The 18,201-nt window shown below is 70.8% G+C and carries 21 protein-coding genes; 8 read left to right on the plus strand and 13 right to left on the minus strand.

Annotated elements, in window-relative coordinates; all coding sequences use genetic code 11:
• Positions 1-211 precede the first annotated feature (211 nt).
• Positions 212-1,408: a TRC40/GET3/ArsA family transport-energizing ATPase gene (locus EXE45_RS08515; protein ID WP_092921126.1), complete on the plus strand. Its 1,197-nt coding sequence runs from the start codon at positions 212-214 to the stop codon at positions 1,406-1,408.
• 28 nt (positions 1,409-1,436) lie between these two features.
• Here the strand turns inward: EXE45_RS08515 and EXE45_RS08520 are convergent, their stop codons facing one another.
• Both EXE45_RS08520 and EXE45_RS08525 read right to left on the minus strand, forming a co-directional pair.
• Positions 1,437-2,072 carry a hypothetical protein gene (locus EXE45_RS08520; protein WP_092921125.1) on the minus strand — a complete coding sequence of 212 codons (636 nt, stop codon included), beginning with the start codon at positions 2,070-2,072 and terminating at the stop codon, positions 1,437-1,439.
• Positions 2,069-2,758, minus strand: a complete 690-nt coding sequence (locus tag EXE45_RS08525; RefSeq protein WP_092921124.1) for a hypothetical protein — start codon at positions 2,756-2,758, stop codon at positions 2,069-2,071. Before EXE45_RS08525 ends, EXE45_RS08520 begins: the two co-directional genes overlap by 4 nt.
• Before the next feature lie 131 nt (positions 2,759-2,889).
• Here EXE45_RS08525 and EXE45_RS08530 point away from each other — a divergent pair, with 131 nt between their 5' ends.
• From EXE45_RS08530 to EXE45_RS08555, 5 genes are all read left to right on the plus strand, one after another.
• Positions 2,890-3,693: a DUF2103 domain-containing protein gene (locus EXE45_RS08530; RefSeq protein ID WP_092921123.1), complete on the plus strand. Its 804-nt coding sequence runs from the start codon at positions 2,890-2,892 to the stop codon at positions 3,691-3,693.
• A gap of 260 nt (positions 3,694-3,953) precedes the next feature.
• Positions 3,954-4,652: a LysE family translocator gene (locus EXE45_RS08540; protein WP_092921122.1), complete on the plus strand. Its 699-nt coding sequence runs from the start codon at positions 3,954-3,956 to the stop codon at positions 4,650-4,652.
• Between the two features lie 102 nt (positions 4,653-4,754).
• Positions 4,755-5,807, plus strand: a complete 1,053-nt coding sequence (locus EXE45_RS08545) for an NAD(P)-dependent glycerol-1-phosphate dehydrogenase (protein WP_137694055.1) — start codon at positions 4,755-4,757, stop codon at positions 5,805-5,807.
• Positions 5,808-5,914: 107 nt separating this feature from the next.
• A complete protein-coding gene (locus EXE45_RS08550) occupies positions 5,915-6,574 on the plus strand; it encodes a DUF420 domain-containing protein (protein WP_092921120.1) in 660 nt (219 codons plus the stop codon).
• Between the two features lie 110 nt (positions 6,575-6,684).
• On the plus strand, positions 6,685-8,007 hold the full coding sequence (locus EXE45_RS08555) for a M28 family peptidase (protein WP_137694056.1): 1,323 nt from the start codon (positions 6,685-6,687) through the stop codon (positions 8,005-8,007).
• Between the two features lie 75 nt (positions 8,008-8,082).
• Here EXE45_RS08555 and EXE45_RS08560 read toward each other — a convergent pair whose 3' ends face one another.
• The 9 genes from EXE45_RS08560 to EXE45_RS08600 all read right to left on the minus strand — a co-directional run bounded on the left by EXE45_RS08560 (position 8,083) and on the right by EXE45_RS08600 (position 13,939).
• Complete coding sequence (locus tag EXE45_RS08560; protein WP_137694057.1) at positions 8,083-8,526, minus strand: hypothetical protein; 444 nt, start codon at positions 8,524-8,526, stop codon at positions 8,083-8,085.
• Between the two features lie 60 nt (positions 8,527-8,586).
• Positions 8,587-9,333 carry an NAD(+)/NADH kinase gene (locus EXE45_RS08565; RefSeq protein WP_092921117.1) on the minus strand — a complete coding sequence of 249 codons (747 nt, stop codon included), beginning with the start codon at positions 9,331-9,333 and terminating at the stop codon, positions 8,587-8,589.
• A gap of 115 nt (positions 9,334-9,448) precedes the next feature.
• A complete protein-coding gene (locus EXE45_RS08570) occupies positions 9,449-9,730 on the minus strand; it encodes a hypothetical protein (protein ID WP_092921116.1) in 282 nt (93 codons plus the stop codon).
• 4 nt (positions 9,731-9,734) lie between these two features.
• Positions 9,735-10,166 (minus strand): hypothetical protein, encoded by a 432-nt coding sequence (locus EXE45_RS08575; protein WP_092921115.1) that lies wholly within the window; start codon positions 10,164-10,166, stop codon positions 9,735-9,737.
• 71 nt (positions 10,167-10,237) lie between these two features.
• Complete coding sequence (locus EXE45_RS08580; protein WP_092921114.1) at positions 10,238-11,026, minus strand: cytochrome B; 789 nt, start codon at positions 11,024-11,026, stop codon at positions 10,238-10,240.
• A gap of 4 nt (positions 11,027-11,030) precedes the next feature.
• On the minus strand, positions 11,031-11,840 hold the full coding sequence (locus EXE45_RS08585; RefSeq protein WP_092921113.1) for a cytochrome bc complex cytochrome b subunit: 810 nt from the start codon (positions 11,838-11,840) through the stop codon (positions 11,031-11,033).
• Positions 11,841-11,847: 7 nt separating this feature from the next.
• Positions 11,848-12,237, minus strand: coding sequence for a hypothetical protein (locus tag EXE45_RS08590; RefSeq protein ID WP_092921112.1), 390 nt, complete (start codon positions 12,235-12,237; stop codon positions 11,848-11,850).
• Positions 12,234-12,884, minus strand: a complete 651-nt coding sequence (locus tag EXE45_RS08595; RefSeq protein ID WP_092921111.1) for a halocyanin domain-containing protein — start codon at positions 12,882-12,884, stop codon at positions 12,234-12,236. Before EXE45_RS08595 ends, EXE45_RS08590 begins: the two co-directional genes overlap by 4 nt.
• Positions 12,885-12,982: 98 nt before the next feature.
• Positions 12,983-13,939 (minus strand): hypothetical protein, encoded by a 957-nt coding sequence (locus EXE45_RS08600; RefSeq protein WP_137694058.1) that lies wholly within the window; start codon positions 13,937-13,939, stop codon positions 12,983-12,985.
• 114 nt (positions 13,940-14,053) lie between these two features.
• On the opposite strand from EXE45_RS08600, the gene EXE45_RS08605 reads away from it, so the two are divergent.
• Together EXE45_RS08605 and EXE45_RS08610 are read left to right on the plus strand one after the other, a co-directional pair.
• Positions 14,054-14,536 carry a hypothetical protein gene (locus EXE45_RS08605; RefSeq protein ID WP_092921109.1) on the plus strand — a complete coding sequence of 161 codons (483 nt, stop codon included), beginning with the start codon at positions 14,054-14,056 and terminating at the stop codon, positions 14,534-14,536.
• A gap of 138 nt (positions 14,537-14,674) precedes the next feature.
• A complete protein-coding gene (locus EXE45_RS08610; protein ID WP_092921108.1) occupies positions 14,675-15,292 on the plus strand; it encodes an HAD family hydrolase in 618 nt (205 codons plus the stop codon).
• A 27-nt stretch (positions 15,293-15,319) separates the two neighbouring features.
• Here EXE45_RS08610 and EXE45_RS08615 read toward each other — a convergent pair whose 3' ends face one another.
• Together EXE45_RS08615 and EXE45_RS08620 are read right to left on the minus strand one after the other, a co-directional pair.
• Positions 15,320-16,174, minus strand: a complete 855-nt coding sequence (locus EXE45_RS08615) for an MBL fold metallo-hydrolase (RefSeq protein ID WP_241989442.1) — start codon at positions 16,172-16,174, stop codon at positions 15,320-15,322.
• Positions 16,175-16,249: 75 nt separating this feature from the next.
• On the minus strand, positions 16,250-18,103 hold the full coding sequence (locus EXE45_RS08620) for a radical SAM protein (protein ID WP_137694060.1): 1,854 nt from the start codon (positions 18,101-18,103) through the stop codon (positions 16,250-16,252).
• Positions 18,104-18,201: the final 98 nt, after the last annotated feature.

Here is an 18,201-nt window from a genome sequence, read left to right on the forward strand (position 1 = left end):
GCGCAACGAGCGTACGGCGGCCTCGCGGCTGGGGCTTTGGCGGTGTTCACCGCCGGCCTCTCGTCGGTCGCGTATTACCGAGCGGCTGGGGCTTCGTGAGTGCTCGTCGTCGAGTCAGCGACCTTACTGATCGCCCGTCTTTCGAAACGGATCGCAACGCTATCTTATCGGGACCGACGGGTACAGGTGTCCGCCGGAACGACACGCTGGTATGGACGATATCGACGTCGAGCCGGTCGACCGGGTCGACGAGCCGGAAGACGAGGGGGCCGACGAGGCCGACACCGCCGTCGAGCCCGCGGAGACGGACGAGGCGCTGACCGTCGACGACGACCTCGCCGACCTCCCGGCGGGCGTCGACGCGCCCGACTACGTGCTGTACGGCGGGAAGGGGGGCGTGGGGAAGACGACGATGGCGGCCGCGACGGGGCTCGCCTCGGCCGCGGGCGGCGTCCGGACGCTCGTCGTCTCCACCGACCCCGCGCACTCCTTGTCCGACACCTACGAGACGGAGATCCCCGCCGAGCCGGCGCGCGTCCGCGAGGACCTTCCCCTCTACGCCGCCGAGATCGACCCCGACGCCGCGATGGAGGAGGGGATGTTCGGCGCCGACGCCGACCCGCTCGGGGGACTCGGGGAGATGGGCGACGCGATGGGCGGGATGGGCGGCGACGGGCCGATGGGCGGCGCCGACGCCGGGGCGGCGGGCGAGGACGGGGAGGGGCTCGGCGGCCTCCTCGGCGGGACGATGCCCGGCGCCGACGAGGCGGCGGCGATGCGCCAGCTGCTGGAGTACCTCGACGACCCGCGGTTCGACCGCGTCGTCGTCGACACCGCGCCGACCGGCCACACCCTCCGGCTGCTCCAGCTGCCCGAAATAATGGACTCGATGCTCGGCCGCGTGATGAAGCTCCGCCAGCGCTTCTCGGGGATGATGGACGGGATCAAGGGGATGTTCGGCGGGGGCGACGACGAGCCCGACCCCTCCGCCGACCTCGAGGAGCTCCGCGAGCGCATCGAGCGCCTGCGGGCCGTCCTCCGCGACCCCGCGAAGACCGACTTCCGCGTCGTGATGATCCCGGAGGAGATGAGCGTCGTCGAGTCGGAACGCCTCGTCGCCCGGCTCGACGAGTTCGGTATTCCGGTGAACACGCTCGTCGTCAATCGGGTGATGGAGGGCGTCGACGACGTGACCGGCGGGGGCGCGAACGGGATCGACCCCGACTGGGTCGTGGAGCCGAACCCCGACACCTGCGAGTTCTGCGCGCGCCGCTGGGAGGTCCAACAGAACGCGCTCCGCGAGGCGACGGACCTGTTCCGCGCCCGCGAGGTGAAGCGCGTGCCGCTGCTCGCAAACGAGGTGCGGGGCGAGGCCGCGCTGCGGGTCGTCGCTGCCTGCCTGAACTGAGCTTCGAGCCGCGGCCGCGCCGTCGGTTCTACTCGGGCACGCTCCCGAGCAGTCGGTCCCGGACGATCTCCGCGACGCCCGAGAGGTGCGCCTGTCCGAACAGCCCCACCAGGACCGCGCCGACGGTGTTGTACATGAGATCCAGGATCGTGTCGTCGAGCCCGTGTTGCGCCAGCGGCATGTCGATCCCCGTTTCGGTCGCGACGATGTCGAGGCCGAACTCGAACAGCTCCCAGAGCACGCCGAACGCGAGGACCATGACGACGATGAAGACGAACGCGAACCGCGACGGGATCCGGATCCCGTCGCTGTGGAGGTCGACCGCCCGCAGCGTCGTGTACCCGACCGCGGCGACCAGCGAGGCCGACAGCGCGTGTGTCATGTGGTCCCACCACTCGACCCGGGCGTAGAACCCGGCCGACCCGACCGTGTGAAGGAACACCGCCATCGTGATCCACAGCGCGAGCCACGGGTCCAGCGGGAGGTCGTACCGACGTTCGAGCGCCGCCGGAATCAGCGTGACGAGGAAGGCCATGACGCCGTTGCTTATCGCCTTCTGTTCGCCGGCGAGGAAGCCGTACGCGACGATGACGACGAGGAGGACCTGCATCGCGCCGGTGAGCCGCCGCTGCGATTCGAGCGAGGGACGGGGGAGCAGCGTCATCGGCGCACCACCCGCCGAATGACGCGCCGGAGGCGCCGCCCCCGCCGCCGGAAGTAGCCGTCGAAGAGGAGTCCGGCGGCGAGCCCCGCCAGCGTCACGTACAGCCACTCGATCATCAGCGCGTCGTTCGTCGTCAGGTAGGCGGTCCCGGCGCTCTGGTCGAGGTTCCAGCGTAACACCGTCCACACCGCCGCCGTCGCCAGGGTCGCCATCACGACGAAGGCGACCGCGAACCAGTGGGTCACCCGCAGCGACGTGAACATGTGGAGGTCGACGGTGACCACGAGCGCCAGCGCCGCGATGGCGACGTACGTCGCGAACGTGCCGAGTTCGCCGCCGAAGACCGCGCGTACGAGGACCGGCAGCAGCGCGAGACCGACCAGTTCCGCCGGCAGCATCGCCCGCCAGTCACGGGCCGCGGCCGTGGGCGCGAGCACGACCGCACCGAGTCCGACGACGATGGCCGCCGACGGGAGGTCGTAATCGAGCGCGCTCTCGACGAGGACCCCCGCCAGGACCGCGATCATCGCCCACGCGGCGAGCGCGTTGAGCCGCCCGTCGCGGACCAACCGCTCCAGCCGGTCCTCGACGGTCTCCGGCTCGCCGGCGTCCGCCTCGGCCGCCCGCGAGTCGCCGGAGTCCCCCTCGGCGCCGTCCCCGCCGTCGCGCCGTCGATCTCCGTCCATGTCCGGTACGGAGACCGGCGAAGGTTATAACCTGTTGCTACGGGACGGGGTCGCGACCGCGGAACGCGGCTCGACGAGCCGGTGGCACGCCGAACGGACGCCCTTTTACCCCGTACGACCGTTCGACCGGTATGAACTGCCGGCGGTGTGGCACCCCGATCGAGAGGCCGGGGGACTACTGTCTGACCTGTAACACCGCCAACGCCGACGCGGTCGTCGCGGAGTTCGAGACCGACCGCGCGCACCTGACGATGCTCGACGAGGACGCCGTCGTGGGCGAGACGACGATCACCACGCGTCCGGAGGACGACGAGCGCCTGACCGAGGTTCAACTCCGGAACTTCGCCGGCCGCGTCGCCGACGAGGTCCGACGGAAGCGACCCGAGACCGTCTACGCGGCGGGGGAGCGCGAACCGCTCCGCGAGACCCGCGCACAGCTCCACCACGAGTTCTACCGCGTCCCCGACGGCGGCGCGAGCGAGAGCGGCCGGGACGGCGCGGCGACGGCGAACGACGCGCGCGACGGCGACGATCCGGAGGACGTGAGCCCGGTCGTCCGGTGGGTCCTCGGCCGACGCGGCGATCGGTCGCTGGCGGTGGTCGAGACGCCGCCGCGCGAGAAGATCGGCGGCTCACACTCCACGCTCATCGGCGATCGCAAGGGGCGGAAGGCCGTCCAGACAGTCGCGGAGCATCCGCACGTCAAGAAGATCGTCCCCGGTCCAATCGACGCCGGCGGCACGGGCTCGCGGACGGGGCTCCGCGCGAAGGCGACGCGCGCGGGGACGAACGGCAACGTCCGACTCCTCTTGCGCGACGGCTCCAGCGTTCAGGAGAACCGGATCGTCACCACGGCGATGGATCGGGAGACCGGCGAGCGCGTCCGCGAGGACCTCAACGAGGCGCTCCGCGACGCCGAACTCCAAGACGTGTAGCCGCGGGATCGGCGCTCGCGCGCCGCGCCGTTCCGCTCGCTCGTCGCGCCGTTCCGCTCGCGCGCCGCGCCGTTCCGCTCGCTCGTCGCGCCGTTCCGCTCGCTCGTCGCGCCGTTCCGCTCGTTCGTTGCGCCGTTCCGCTCCTCCGTGATCGGATCTGTTCCTCAGTGTATCGATCTCGGGCGCACGGGCCGGAACCGACCGCAACCGACCGCCGCTCTGTCGCGAGGTTTTTCACGAGACCCGGCGTGTCGAACGGTGTGAGCACCCTCGTTACGCTCGGTGCGGGCGTCCTATTCGGCCTGGCGCTCGCGGCGCCGCCCGGCCCGATGAACGCGGTGATCGCCGAGGAGTCGGTCCTCCGCGGTCGCTTCGCCGGCTTCCGGGCCGGGCTCGGCGCGGCGACCGCCGACGCGATCTTCTTCGTCCTCGCGTACGTCGGCGTCGTCGCGGTCGTGGAGTCGTTCCCGCTGTTACAGGGCGTCATGGTCGCGGTCGGCGGCGTCCTGATGCTGTACTTCGCCGTCGGCGCGGCGCAGGGGGCGCGGGCGTCCTTCCGGCCGACCTCGGGCGAGGAGCCGATCGCCGCGGAGGGGAAGGGGTTCCGCAAGGCGCTGGTGCTCGCCTTAACGAACCCCTACCAGGTGCTGTTCTGGCTGACGATCGGCGTCGGGCTCCTCCGGCCGGGGCAGCTCGACGTGCTCGCCCGGCTCCCCGTCGTCGGGAGCGACCTCGCCGGGGTCCTCGTGGTCGCCACCGGCTCGCCCGCGCTCATCGGCGGCTTCTTCCTCGGCGTGTTGACGTGGATCGTCGGCTTCCCGACCGGGCTCGTCGCCGCCGAGCGCCGGATCGAGGCGTTCGCGCCGATCGTCGCCGTCGGCTCCGCCGCCGTGCTCGCCGGCTTCGGCGTCTACTTCCTCTACGACGCCGCGACGACGCTGGCGGCGCTCGGGGCGTAGCGAGCGCGACCGACCGACTTCCCGCCCGCCACCGCCTCCGCGACCGAACGGTTCGCGATCCGCATGGACAACGGCTTTGACCCGTCGGTGCGACCGACCCGTATGTTCGAGAAGACGACGTGGATCAAGCTCCCGCGGAACGTGCTCGTGGGACACGGCGTCCTCGACGACCTCGGGGAGGCGGTCGGCGACCTCTACCTCACGGGGCGGCCGCTGATCGTGACGAGCCCGACGCCCAACGAGATCGCGGGTGACCGCGTCCGGGCGCAGTTCGACGACCCCGCGACCGCCGTCGTCGAGGAGGCCTCCTTCAACGCCGTCGAGGAACTGAAGGCGACCGCCGAGGCGGTCGACCCCGGCTACCTGATCGCCCTGGGCGGCGGGAAACCCATCGACATCGCGAAGATGGCCGCGGACCACCTCGACGTGGGCTTCGTCTCCGCCCCGACGGTCGCCTCCCACGACGGCATCGTCTCCGGGCGCTCCTCGATCCCAGAGGGCGACACGCGCCACTCGGTCGCGGCCGACCCGCCGCTCGCCGTCGTCGCGGACACGACGCTGCTCGCGGAGGCGCCGTGGCGGCTCACCACCGCGGGCTGTGCCGACATCATCTCCAACTACACCGCGGTGAAGGACTGGCGGCTGGCGCGCCGACTGCGCAACGTCGAGTACAGCGAGTACGCGGGCGCGCTCTCGGAGATGACCGCGGAGCTGCTCGTCGAGAACGCCGACATGATCCGGCCCGGCTTGGAGGAGTCGTCGTGGGTGGTCGTGAAGGCGCTCGTCTCCTCGGGCGTCGCGATGTCGATCGCCGGCTCCTCGCGGCCCGCGTCCGGCGCGGAACACCTCATCTCCCACCAGCTCGACCGGATCGCCCCCGGCAAGGCGCTCCACGGCCACCAGGTCGGCGTCGCGTCGATCATGACCGAGTACCTACACAGCGGCGAGAACGGGCGCTGGAACGCCATCCGCGACGCGCTCGCGGAACTCGACGCGCCGACGACCGCGAGCGAACTGGGGATCGACGACGCGGAGCTGATCGCCGCCCTGACGAGCGCCCACGAGATCCGCGACCGCTACACCATCCTCCAGGGCGGGATCAACGAGGAGGCCGCGGTCGAGGTCGCGACCGCGACGGGCGTCATCGAGCGGTAGTCGCGACGCCGCTGTCGCGACGACGCTTTCGGGACGGGCGGGGGCGAAACGTCCCGCCCGACGGGAGCACCCGAAGCCGACTTATCGCTCCGTTCCCTCCGTCCGATATGTCCACCGCCAGCGTTCGCGAGCGGGCCAAAGCGCGGGCCACAGAGATAACCGTTCTCCTCACGCTCGTGGGTTACGGCGCCGTCGGCGGCGTGTTCCTCGTGCCGGAGTTCCAGGCGCTGTTCCCCACGCTCACGCAGGAGACCGTGAACCTCCTCGCGCACGCCATCGCCGCCGTCAACACGGTCACCGTGATCACCCTCTCGCTCGGGTGGTACTGGATCCGCAACGACGAGGTGAAGAAACACGCCGCGGCGATGACGACCTCGTTCGGCCTCATCCTCCTGTTCCTCGGGATGTACCTCCCGAAGGTCGCCGGCGGCGGCACCAAGGAGTTCGTGTTGGACTCGGCGTACGCCTGGGTCCCGCTGTGGGACCCGGTGTACCCCGCCTACCTGATCATGCTGGCGATTCACATCGTCCTCTCCGTGGTCTCCGTCCCCGTCGTCCTCTACGCGATCGTCCTCGGCCTCACGCACACGGAGCGTGAGCTTCGGAACGAGACGCCCCACCGTCGCGTCGGGCGGATCGCCGCGAGCGCGTGGATCCTCTCGCTCGTACTCGGCGTCGTGACGTACCTCCTGTTGAACCACCTGTACGACTCGACGTTCGCGGCCGCCGAGGCCGCGACGGTCCTCCTGCCGGGCGTGCCGGTCTGAGCGCCCCAGCCGGGCCCCCCCCCGCTCGGTTCCGGCCGCCCCCGCCGTCGGGTCCCGGCCGCCACCGCCGCCACCGAAACGCTTGAGCGCGGGCCGCGACACGCCTACGCATGACCGACTGGATCGGCGAGACGTTCACGAGCGACGCGGGCTGGAACCACCTCCTCGACCTCGTCGACGTCGGCGACCGGATGGCCGGCTCGGCGGGCGAGCGCGAGGCGCTGGAACTGACCCGAGACGCGTTCGCCGACGCGGGCGCGCGCGACGCGGCGGTCGAGGCGTTCGAGATCCAGGGCTGGGAGCGCGGCGACAGCGCGGTGCGGGACGCCGCGACCGACGAGCCGGTCGCGGTCGGCCCGAACGCCTGTATCGCGCTGCCGCGGAGCCCGAGCGGCGAGGCGACCGGCGAGTTCGTCGACCTCGCGCACGGCGTCCCCGAGGAGTTCGAGGCGGACCTCGAGGGGACGGTCGTGATGGTCTCGTCGGACACGCCCGACTCGGTCGACCGGTTCATCCACCGCCGGGAGAAGTACTACCGCGCGGTCGACGCGGGCGCCGCCGCCTTCGTCTTCGCCAACCACGTCGAGGGGACGCTCCCGCCGACCGGAAGCGTCGGGACCGCGGACGCGCCCATCGGGGACATCCCGGCGGTCGGCGTCTCGAAGGAGACCGGCGCTCGGCTCGCGCGACGGCACGAGGGCGACAGGCTGACCGTCGCGGTCGACTGCGAGACGCCGACGGCGACGAGCGGGAACGCCGTCGCGGAGCTCGGCCCCGACACCGACGAGCGCCTGATCGTCTCCTCGCACGTCGACGCCCACGACCTCGCGGAGGGCGCGATGGACAACGGGGCGGGTACCGCGACGATCGTCGAGGTCGCGTGGGCGCTCGCGGCGCGCGAGGACGAACTCGACGTGAAGGTGCGGTTCGCCGCGTTCGGCGCCGAGGAGGTCGGTCTCGTCGGGTCGTCGGTGGCCGCCGAGGCGGCCGACCGGGAGGCGGTCCGCGCCGTCGTCAACGTCGACAGCAACGTGTTCGGTCGGACGCTGCGGCTCGATCACCACGAGTTCGACGCGCTGGCGGCGGCCGCCGAGCGCGTGAGCGACCGCTTCGACCACCCGATTTCGACGGGCGGAGAGCTGGTCCCCCACAGCGACCACTGGCCGTTCGTGAAGCGGGGAATTCCGGGGTACATGGTCTCCGGCGAGACCGAGGGGCGCGGCCGCGGCTGGGGACACACGCACGCCGACACGCTCGACAAGCTCGAGTCGCGGAACCTCCGGGAACAGGCGATCCTCCTGACGGAGCTCGTCGTCGACCTCGCGGACGCGGACGCGTCGATCCCGCGCCGCGATCGCGACGCTATCGCCGCGGCGCTCGAAGCCGAGGGGAAAGCGACGGGGATGAAGCTCACCGGCGACTGGCCGTACTGAGCGAAGCGGGCGACGGACGAGAAAACCGGGGGTAACGTGTCGCGCCGGGCCGAAAGAGGTCGGGTCCGGAGTCCGTCAGGCGACGACGAACTGGTTCCAGAACCCTTCGATGATGAAGAACAGCGCGTAGTACGACGACCACACCAACACGATGAGCGACGCGGCGATCGAGCTCTTCGGCGCCTCGATATCCATGTCGTTGCGGGCTTCGACGTTGCGCGCCTCCAACTCGAAGAAGTCCGCGATGAACATCGTGAGCACGAGCACCGACAGGATCGTCCCGCTCACCGGCGAGTCGAGGATGAACAGGAAGCTCAGCAGGACGAGCCCGACGTTCGTGAAGACGTGCGGCGTGTACGCGTCGACGCTGTCGGCCTCTCGTCCCTGTTCGACGTGCCGCCTGTGCGCGAGGTGCCGCGTCGCGAGGTTCGCGACGGTCATCACGAAGATCGCGTACGGCAGCACCGGCCCGACGACCGACAGCCAGCCGAGGGGAACGAGGAACTGCAGTGGGTCCATATCCACCATTTCCGTTCAGGACGTATTAGAGCCTTTCCGATCGACGCGCCCGTCGAAGCGTCACTCCACCGTCGGGGAGAGGAGGTCCACGGTCGTCGCGGTCTCGATCCGGACCGAACGGTGGGGTTCGACCGCTCCCCGTCGGGTCCCGTCGACGACCAACGCGACGGCTTCCGCCTCGCGCTCGACCGCGACGCGGACGCCGCCGCTCGCGACCCACGTGTCCGGCCGCGTCGTGAACGGCGAGATCGGAACGACGGCGAGGCCGCCTCCCGGCGACACCACCGGACCGCCGGCCGCCGCGGCGTACCCGTCGCTGCCGAGCGGCGTCGCGACCACGGCGCCGTCCGCGCGCACCGAGACCGTCTCGCCGTCCGAAAGGGCGATCCCGTACTCCGATATCCGAGCCGGCTCCGCCGTCACGAACGCGACGTCCGCGGCCGCGAACCGACGCCGACCGTCCCCGGTGCCCTCGACCGCTAAAACCGGATGCGCGACCCGCGAGAACTCGTCGAACCGCGCCTCGGCCCCGCCGAGACCGCCGACGACGCCGCCGATCCGGTCGGCCGCGAGGCCGGGAGCGACCGCGTGACGGCCGGTCCCGACCGGGAGGACCGGAACCCGGCGCGCGTCCCCCTTCGCGACCGCGCGCATCGCGTCGCGAAGCGCGTCGCCGCCGACCGCGACGACCGCGTCGGCCTCAGTGAGATCGGTGAGACGAGCGCTCGCGGCGGTCGCCGCCGACCGGATCGACGCCGCCGGGGCGCCGTCACCGAGAACTGCGAGACCCCGCGTCGACTCACTCATGCGCGAGGGTGGGGCGAGCGGCGGTGAAAAGCTCCCGGTTCGTCGGCGGGCGTCGGGCGCGACTCCCGAACGGCGTCGAAGCGGACTGGAAAAAGCGAGACGATCGAGGGTGCGTTCAGTTCGCGGCCGCGTCGTCGTCGTCGTTGATGGCGTCGCGGAGCTGCCGGCTGGCGGGAATGAGGACCCAGAACGTCAGCGCGCCGAGCACCATTAGCCAGAAGAACACGTCGCCCGCGAACACGCCGACCTCGCCGTACGCCGTGTTCACGCCCTCCGCCGGGTTCACGAGCTGTACCACGTCGTAGTACGACGGCGTCCGGTACCAGCCCCCGAAGGTGATCCACCCGAGGCCCCCGATCGCGAACAGGGCGAAGCCCTTGATGAACTCGTCTGCCATTACCTCACGTTTCGCTGGGGTCGTCTTGAGACTTTCCCATCCCCTGTCCGCGGAACCGAGTCCCGAGCACGTACACGGCGGTTCCGAGGAGGATGAACCCCACGCCCGTGATCGCCAGTATCGCCACGAGCACGTCTTCCGGCGGCAGGATACCGGCGTTGTCGAGCAGGTAGACGATGATCGTCCGGACGAAGCTTATCTGAAGCGTCGCGGCGTCGACGAGCGTGAACCCGATCAGGAAGGTGACCACCGCGGCGAGCGTCGAGAAAACTGTCACCGCCTTGTACAGCCGGAACGGGACGACGACCTCGCGGCCGCCCGGGCCCGCCCGCGGACCCGTCGGCTCGCTTCGCGGGTCGGCGTCGTCGTCGCCCGCGATCGGGTCGCCGGTCTCGTCGAACGACTGCGTGGAATCGCCGTCTGATGAGGATGTCATGGGTGATGCGGAGCGGGTCGGAAGGGGAGAGAGATTTCGACCGCGACGCGGTCCGGGACGCGAGGCGGGCGTTACTTCGGCGGCCGCAGCATGTAGTACCGACGGTTGAGGTCGTACATGTACCCCTCTCGCATCGTCTTCAACACCGCGTAGGTGATGAGGCCGGCGGCCACCGGGAGCATGAACGTGAGCGAGAGCAGCAGCTCGAGCTGGAACGGGAAGAAGTTCTGGATGGCGAGCACCGCCAGCGTGATCGCCAGCACGACGCCGGTCACCCCGAGCGCCGCCCAGCCCGGCTCCTCGACGGGACGCCGCGCGTTCCCCTTGTTGAGGAACGGCACGAGCGTGATGACGCCGAAGATGACTCCGTGGGCGATGAGACCGTACAGCTCGTTCGACACGATGATGTTACCGCCCAACACCGCGAGTCCGGGGTTGATCGGGCTGAGCTTCAGCAGGCCGAACGACCAGTAGAGGTACCAGTCGGGCAGGATGATCGCCGGCGTGGAACCGGGGTTGGCCGGATCCCCGAAGTGGGACGGCAAGATCGCCGCCACGAGCAGCATGATCCCCAGGAAGAAGGACGTGATCGCGAGGTTCCGGATCGTCTCGTGGGGCCACGTCGGGAAGCCGAGCACGTCGCGCTCGACGTACGTCGACTCCGCGCGGAGGTCCTCGTCCTCGCGCCGGGAACGCTCGAAGTACTGGTAGGTGAGCTGCGCGAGCCCCTGGCTGCGCTCCTTCCGCTCGGACCAGGTCGGGGTCTCGTCGTCCGGCGGGACCGTCGCCGGCGGTCCGCCGTCGGTACGCGCCTCCTCGTCGGTGCCTCCGTCGGTCATGGGGGTGGTGTCGTCGGTCATTGGATTAGTGCGGCTCCGCGATGCCCTGCACCCAGACGATACCGACGTGGATCGCGATGAGCGCGGTGACCACGAACGGCAACACGAACACGTGCAGGATGTACATTCTCACGAGCGTCGCCTGCCCGAGGGTGAACCCGCCGAACAGCAGCTGCGCCGCCCACTCCCCTACGATGGGGGTCGCGAGCGCCAGTTCGACGCCGATCTGCGCCGCCCAGAAGGACAGCTGCTTCCACGGGAGAACGTACCCGGAGAAGCCGAACAGAAGCGTCAGGGCGATGAGCACGACGCCGAGGATCCAGTTGACCTCGCGCGGTTCCTTGTACGCGCCGGTGAAGTAGACCCGCAGCATGTGGAGGAACACCGCCGCGACCATGAACTGCGCCGCCCAGCGGTGGATCGAGCGGAGCATGAAGCCGAACTGGACGTCTTTCATGATCATCACCAGCGAGTCGTACGCCGCGGTGGGGTCGCCCTGTGCCGCCGCGCCCGCGGTCGACGGCGCGTAGTAGAACCCGAGCAACGCCCCCGATACCGCCGCGAGTAAGTACGCGATGATAGAGAGGGACCCGAGCGAGTACAGCGGGTACCAGTACCAGAACTTGTTGTCGAGGTCGTACTGCTCGGTGTGGCTCTTCGGCATCTGGAGGTTCGCGCGGTAGTACATCGTCTCCAGGAGTTCGAGGTAGTCGACGATGCGGAGCCGCTTGTCGAGCCAGATGAGCGTGGTCAGGAACGCCGTCTCGATAGCGGTGAGGTCCTGACTCTTGAGCCACGCGTTGTGGTCCATGTCGTCTTGTTTTTTCAGACTCATTGTCGAATCACTTCTTGTAGTACGGGTACACAGCCCGTTTCAGCGTGTCCGTGAGACCGTCGGTGTCGAAGGTCTTTCCGTCTTTGTCCTCCTCGCGGACGTACAGGTCCTCCCACTTGCGGCGGCGTTTCTTCACGATCATCACGTCCGGGAGGAACTCCTTCCGGTACAGCAGCAGGATGAACGCGAGGTCGATGAAGATGAGCGCGAGCAGCGCGCCGACGTACATGTTCCCGGCCTCCGTCGACGCCCAGGCGGACATCAGTCCGTAGGTGAACAGCGCGACGAAGACGACCTCGATGACCGTGAGCAACACGATCGCGATCGCGGCCGCGGTGCTCTCGCGGGCCGGCTCGTACCGGTGGATATCGCCGTACGAGGAGCCGCCGGAACTCATCTGGCACCTCCGTGGCCGGTGTGGGCCGACTCGCCGTACTTGAGCATGTAGAACGTGAACACGAACGTCAGCCCGATACCGAGGATCGCGGAGATGCCGACCCAGTGGGCGTGAAGCGGAACGCCGACGTAGGCGATGCTCTCCGGCCACCCGGTGTTGCCGCCGCCGCCGACCTCGACGGTGGCGACATCGCCGCCGACGGCGAGGCCGCCGTGCATGCCGACCGCGGTGTGGGGCACGCAGTGGTAGTGGGTGATACCGGCGTCCTCGCTCGAGGTCTCGTACTCGTAGGTGTACCCCTCCTCACCGACCGGGGCGCCGCTGTCGAGGCTGGCCGGGCCCCCGCCCTCGACCGTCTGGACGTTGTGAGACCCCCCAGCGCCCGTCCACTCCCAGGTGACCGTCGTCCCCTCGTCCACCCAGACGAGCGTCGGGTCGAACGCGAGGCCGTTGCTGCCGGCGCCGACCGAGATGGTCACCTCGTCTTGTCCGCGGGCGTCGGTGTACGAGCCCACGTTCCCGTCGGCCGCCCCGCTCGGCCAGTCGGGCTGTACCTCCTGTGCGGCCGCCGTTCCGGTCGCGCCGGCGGAGGCCGCGACGGCGGCGGTCGCGCCGCCGGCCGTCCGCACGAAGTCCCGCCTTTTCATACAGTTTCACTCAGGACGGGGTCCGCTTAAACCCACCGACTGAAACCGCCGACGTGGCGGAGTTTGCGGGGCCTGAGACCGCCGATATCGACGGATTATCAGTTTCGGTCGGGCTCGGTTACGTCGGCGTCCTCGTCGGTTCTCCCGCCGGCCTCGTCGGTCACGACGCCGTCCTCGACGGGGACGAACTCGGGCCGCTTCTTCGCCTCGCGGAGCGCGCGTAGCCGGTCCCGGTACTCCTCCGAGCGGAACCGGTCGGAGAGCCGCGCGTTCGCCACCATCGCGAACAGGAAGGCCCCGACGAGGAGGAAGACGATACCCATCGCCGGCGCGACGATGGTGTCGAGGTCGGTCACGGCGGTCGCGCCGAGCAGCGCGATGCCGGCGAGCACCTGTACCGCGGCGACCGCCTGCATCACGACGTTGCCGAACTCGCCGGACCCCTCCGGAACGCTGTCCGGGTGCGGGAGCGACCAGTTCGCCGGCGGCTCGGGCACCTCGTACGAGTCCATCGCCGCGAGCGCGACGACCGGCTCGATGTCCCGGAGCACCGTCCCCTCGCCGCGCACCTCGCCCGTGGGACGGATGATCGCGTAGCCCTCGTCGGAGTAGACGAGGATGCGCTCCTCGCCGTCCTCTCGGACGCGCTCCAAGACGCCGAACACGTCGCGGGTCGCGATCCGCGACTTCAGTTCGGCGTCGACCCGGTCGAGGAGTTCGTCGCCGGTGATCCACGTGTCCGGGTCGAAGGCGGCGTCCCACTCCTCGGCGCTCATCTGCGCCATGTCCGACGGCCCGAACTCGTCGAAGTCGTACTCGGATTCGACGCGCTCGCGGAGGGCCTCGATGTCGGTCTCGCCCTCCCGGGTCCCCTCGTCGGTCCCGTCTCCGGAGGGGTCCCCGGCGTCGGTCTCGTCCCCGGAAGGACCCCCGGCGTCGGCCGGGGTGCCGTTCTCCTCGGCCTCCGAAGCAGGGGTTTCCGGGCCGTCGGACGCCGGATCTGCCGGCTCCTCCGGCGGCGACTCCGACTCCGACCGCGTCGAGGTGTCCTCCATCACCTCGGCGGTACGTGCTCCTGACGCTAACTGTTTTCGTCCGCGTCCGGCCGGGGGGCCCCGTCGCCGGACGCGGATCGCGGGGCTTTACGCGCCGGAGCACGAACCGATCGTATGGTCGACGAGTCGGTCATCGCGGCGCTTGCCGGGATGTCCGTGACGGCGAGCCTGCCGTTCCTGTTGTACGGCGCTTGGATCATGATCGACACGGAGACGGTGTCGTGGAACGTGTTGATGCGGCACCTGCGGTACATCGTCGCCGGTCTGCTGCTCACGACCGTCCCCCTCGTCGGGTGGATGATCCCGCGCGTCCTCGACCAGGTGAGCGGACTGGCGATCGTCCACGCGTTCTTCGGCGTTCAGGCGTACGCCCTGCTGGCGTTCGCGCTCACCGGGATCGTGCGGATCTTCCAGGCGAAGCGGAACGCGGACGCCTACGAGGACCCCAGCGTGGACATCGACGAGCTCCACGAGGACATGAGCCACTGGCGGAAGCGGCTCCGGGCCGGCGTCGCGGGGTTCATGCTGCTGTGGCTGTGCGCGTGGGTTACCGGCCTCTACCGCCTTATCACGCTCCACTTCGGCTCGCTGTTCTGAGCGCGACGCGCCTCGTGCGGCCGACGTCGAAACGGGTCACCGTGGGACCGACATCGAGCGGGTCCCCGCGCGGCCGTCGTCGGAACGGGTCTTCCCGACCGACAGCTTCAATCTGGGGTTGTCCCTACCAGTGGTATCGTGGCAGTCACCTTCGACCTCTTCGGGACCCTCGTCGACGTCGAGTACCCGTCCGATCCGGCGGAAGCGGTCGCGCGCGAACTGGAGTCCCGCGACGTGGCGGTCCCGGACGACTGGCACGTCGCGTACGGCGAACGGCACGTCGAGGCGCCGGCCGGCGCGGAGGTCCCGCTCCCCGCGCACGTCGCCCGCGCGCTCGACTCCCGCGGCGTCGACGCGGATCAGAACGTCGCCAGACACGCCGTGATCGCGGCGTTCGACCCGGACGTGACCCGACGCGACGGCGCGCTCGACGCGGTTCAGGGGGCGGGCGAGCGCGGGCCGGTCGGACTGCTCTCGAACTGCGCGGTCCCCGAGCTGGTCCCCCGAACGCTGATCCGCGCCGGGCTCCGCGGGGAGTTCGACGCGGTCACGACGAGCGTCGGCTGCGGCTGGCGCAAGCCCCACCCGTCGGCGTTCGAGGCCGCCGCGGAGGCGCTCGGGGCCTCGACGACCGCGCTCGTCCACGTCGGCGACGACGCGGAGGTCGACGGAGGGATCGTCGCCGCCGGCGGGCGCTTCGTCGACGTGACGGAGACGCCGCTGTCGGAGGTCGTCGTCGAGCTCGAAGCGGAGTAGGAGCGGGGTTCGGCGGGGGCGAGCGGGTCACTCGAACCCGCGGTCGGCCAGCCGCGCGCGCCACGCCCCCTCGACCCGTCCCTCGGTCACCAGTTTCTCGACGTGCGCGGCGACCGTCGCCAGCGCGAGGTCCCGCACGCCGGAGAGGTCCTTCTCGTAAGCGCCGTCGACGACGGCGTCGAGGTCGGCCGCGCCGCCGTCGATCGCGGCGATCACGTCGCGTTCGCGGGCGATTCGATGTTCGATCAGCCGCCGGCAGGTCGCCGCCGGGTCGTCGATCGCCGGGCCGTGTCCCGGGAGCAGTCGGTCGTAGCCGGCGTCGCGAACCCGTTCGAGGCTCGCGAGGTACGCGGCGAGGTCGCCCTCGGGCGCGGCGACGGCGACGCTCCCCTCTGCGACCGCGAGGTCGCCACAGCACAGCACGGCGCGCGACGATCGTTCCGGCGGTCCGCCGGCCTCCGGCCCGCCGGCCGCGAACGCGACGTGATCGGGCGCGTGCCCCGGCGTGTCGACCGCCCGGACCGCGGTGTCCGCGACCGTCTCTCCGGGCGCGACCGTCTCGTCGGGGGCGATCCCGGCCGCCGCCGCGAAGCGGTCGGCGTGGCCCTCGCGGGCGACGACGGTCGCGCCCGTCAGCGCGGCGTAGTCGGCGACCGCGCCGACGTGGTCCGGGTGGGCGTGGGTGACCGCGATCGCCTCGACGGACGGGGCGGCGAGCGCGTCGGCGGGGCCGCCCGACGGGGACGACCCCCGCTCCGCCACCGCGGCGTCGAGCGCGTCGGTCCGGGCCGCCGGGTCGACGAGGAGCCCGTCGAGGACGTAGGCGTTCGTAGTCCCGTCGGGGGCGCGCGTGTCGACGGGGACTTCGACCCTGGTGACCACGGGGTCGTCGAGGCGGTCGGCGTCGTCGGGGTCGTCGAGGCGGTCGGCGTCGCCGGGGTCGTCTGCTGACACCGCTCAGTCCCCGCGACCGAGCGACGACCGGGCGGCCGGGCCGGGCCCGGAGCCGGGGCGGTCGCGGCCCGGGATCGGCACGTCGGTGTCGCCGGCGATCGCGTACGCCGCGAGGTCCGCGACGCCCGCGTCGACCGCATCGACCGACTCGTAGGGGCGGCCGACCACGACGTCGCCGGCCGTGTTCTGATTGATGCCCGGTATCGCCGTCAGCTCGTCCATCGAGGCCGAATTGACGTCGAGCGGATACGGGACGCCGGTCACGGAGCGATAGCCGTGGTCGGTGATCGCCACGTCGATCGCCGTGCCGAGTTCGCGCTCGCCCGGCACCGCGACGAGGAGCGCGTAGGTCCCGAGCTGGCGGCCGAACGTCTTGCCGTCCTGGTGGTACTCGAGGTGGAGGTCGGGCAGGACCGTCCCCGGCGGGACGACGCGGTCGAGCATCGGATTGTCGATCGTCTCGCGGACCTCCCGCTTGTACGCCTGGAACTGGTCTTTGTGTTCCTGTGCGATGTCCGCGCCCGTCTCGGCCATCTCCGTCCCGGCGAACGCCATCACCTGCCGGATGTTGATCCGGCGGAGCATCAGCCCCTCGTCGTACACCGTCTGGAGGAACCGCTTGTTGTGCTCGTACGTCTCCGGGCGCTCGCCGGTCAGCCCGTGGACGAGGTTGATCCCGGGGAGCAGCTTCGGCAGCCGCGGCGAGGCGTCAGGGCCGGTCGAGGGACCGGTGACGCGACCCGCGTCACCGGGCGTCGTCTCGGGGGCGTCGCCCGGGCGCCAGCCGCCCTCCTCGTTGACGACGCGGACGGCCGCTAAACACTCCTCGGCGGTGACGAGCAGGTTGTTCTCCTCCTGGACGACCGGATCGGCCGATTCGAGCCCGAACGCGGCCGTGTCGCCGGGGGTGTTGTGCGCGGCGATGACGCGGATCGCCTCCCGCGACGCCTCCGGGTAGTCGGTGATCGTCACCGGGTTCATGTTGTCAAGGTGGAGCGTCCGGAGGTCGGGCGCGACCTCGCGGATCCCGCCGTACAGCTCCCGCAAGGCGTCCGGGTTCGGCGCCTCGCCGTCGCCGCCGAACGCGAGGATGTCGGCCTGCCGACCGAGCCGGAAGTGGCGCACCCCGCGGTCCGAGAGCGCGTCGACCTCGTCGACGACGGACCGCGCCGCGCGGAACGCCGGGTCGCCGTACAGGGGTTCCGTACAGAACGAGCAGCGGTACGCGCAGCCGCGCGAGGTCTCCATCTCGCAGATGAGGTAGTCGGGGTGGTTCGGGTGCTGCTCGACGACGAACGCCCCCTGCCGGGCCCAGCGGTCGACCTCCTCGTTCGTCCGCATCCGGTTGCCGTACCCCTCTAACCCCTCGCGGACGAGGTCGTGGGCCGCGGCCTCGACGTCGCCCATCGCGACGAAGTCGTAGTCGAGGTCGTCGCGCTGCGTCTCCTGTGCGCCCGCGTTCTCCTCGCCGACGCCGAAGCGCACGGGGCCGCCGAGCAGGGTCACGCCGTCGGCGGTCCAGCCGAGCTCGCGCACCTCGTCCGGCTCCGCGGGCGTGCCGCCGACGTAGCTCCCGGGCACCGTCATCCCACCGACGTACACCATGAGGTCGGCGTCCGCCACGTCGGCGTGTTTCGACCGGTCGTCGCGGAGTTCGTCGATGGTGTGGTAGGTGATCCGGGACTCCGGGACGCCGGCGTCGACGAGCGCGCCGGCCGTGTACCGGGGGTACGTCGAGAGGTACGGCGGGACGCCGAAGTGGGCCGGCTCGTCGACGTACCCGTCGACGATGGTGACGGAGAGGTCGTTCGGGTCGGCCGGGAGCGACCCCCGAGCCGACGCGGGCGAATCGGTCATGTTACCGTCCGTAGTCGGCCGAAAGGGGAAAAGCGTGCGGAACGGCGGAGCGGACGGGAGAGGCGGCGGGCGGACCGACCGCGGCGGGCGGTCGCTTA

The sequence above is a fragment of the Halorubrum sp. SP9 genome (assembly GCF_005435015.1).
GTDB lineage: Archaea > Halobacteriota > Halobacteria > Halobacteriales > Haloferacaceae > Halorubrum > Halorubrum sodomense.

Excerpts from the sequence above, each read along its gene's own strand:
- EXE45_RS08515 (WP_092921126.1), top strand. The coding sequence starts at position 212 with ATGGACGATATCGACGTCGAGCCGGTCGACCGGGTCGACGAGCCGGAA.
- EXE45_RS08520 (WP_092921125.1), bottom strand. The coding sequence starts at position 2,072 with ATGACGCTGCTCCCCCGTCCCTCGCTCGAATCGCAGCGGCGGCTCACC.
- EXE45_RS08525 (WP_092921124.1), bottom strand. The coding sequence starts at position 2,758 with ATGGACGGAGATCGACGGCGCGACGGCGGGGACGGCGCCGAGGGGGAC.
- EXE45_RS08530 (WP_092921123.1), top strand. The coding sequence starts at position 2,890 with ATGAACTGCCGGCGGTGTGGCACCCCGATCGAGAGGCCGGGGGACTAC.
- EXE45_RS08545 (WP_137694055.1), top strand. The coding sequence starts at position 4,755 with ATGTTCGAGAAGACGACGTGGATCAAGCTCCCGCGGAACGTGCTCGTG.
- EXE45_RS08550 (WP_092921120.1), top strand. The coding sequence starts at position 5,915 with ATGTCCACCGCCAGCGTTCGCGAGCGGGCCAAAGCGCGGGCCACAGAG.
- EXE45_RS08555 (WP_137694056.1), top strand. The coding sequence starts at position 6,685 with ATGACCGACTGGATCGGCGAGACGTTCACGAGCGACGCGGGCTGGAAC.
- EXE45_RS08560 (WP_137694057.1), bottom strand. The coding sequence starts at position 8,526 with ATGGACCCACTGCAGTTCCTCGTTCCCCTCGGCTGGCTGTCGGTCGTC.
- EXE45_RS08565 (WP_092921117.1), bottom strand. The coding sequence starts at position 9,333 with ATGAGTGAGTCGACGCGGGGTCTCGCAGTTCTCGGTGACGGCGCCCCG.
- EXE45_RS08570 (WP_092921116.1), bottom strand. The coding sequence starts at position 9,730 with ATGGCAGACGAGTTCATCAAGGGCTTCGCCCTGTTCGCGATCGGGGGC.
- EXE45_RS08575 (WP_092921115.1), bottom strand. The coding sequence starts at position 10,166 with ATGACATCCTCATCAGACGGCGATTCCACGCAGTCGTTCGACGAGACC.
- EXE45_RS08580 (WP_092921114.1), bottom strand. The coding sequence starts at position 11,026 with ATGACCGACGACACCACCCCCATGACCGACGGAGGCACCGACGAGGAG.
- EXE45_RS08585 (WP_092921113.1), bottom strand. The coding sequence starts at position 11,840 with ATGAGTCTGAAAAAACAAGACGACATGGACCACAACGCGTGGCTCAAG.
- EXE45_RS08590 (WP_092921112.1), bottom strand. The coding sequence starts at position 12,237 with ATGAGTTCCGGCGGCTCCTCGTACGGCGATATCCACCGGTACGAGCCG.
- EXE45_RS08595 (WP_092921111.1), bottom strand. The coding sequence starts at position 12,884 with ATGAAAAGGCGGGACTTCGTGCGGACGGCCGGCGGCGCGACCGCCGCC.
- EXE45_RS08600 (WP_137694058.1), bottom strand. The coding sequence starts at position 13,939 with ATGGAGGACACCTCGACGCGGTCGGAGTCGGAGTCGCCGCCGGAGGAG.
- EXE45_RS08605 (WP_092921109.1), top strand. The coding sequence starts at position 14,054 with ATGGTCGACGAGTCGGTCATCGCGGCGCTTGCCGGGATGTCCGTGACG.
- EXE45_RS08620 (WP_137694060.1), bottom strand. The coding sequence starts at position 18,103 with ATGACCGATTCGCCCGCGTCGGCTCGGGGGTCGCTCCCGGCCGACCCG.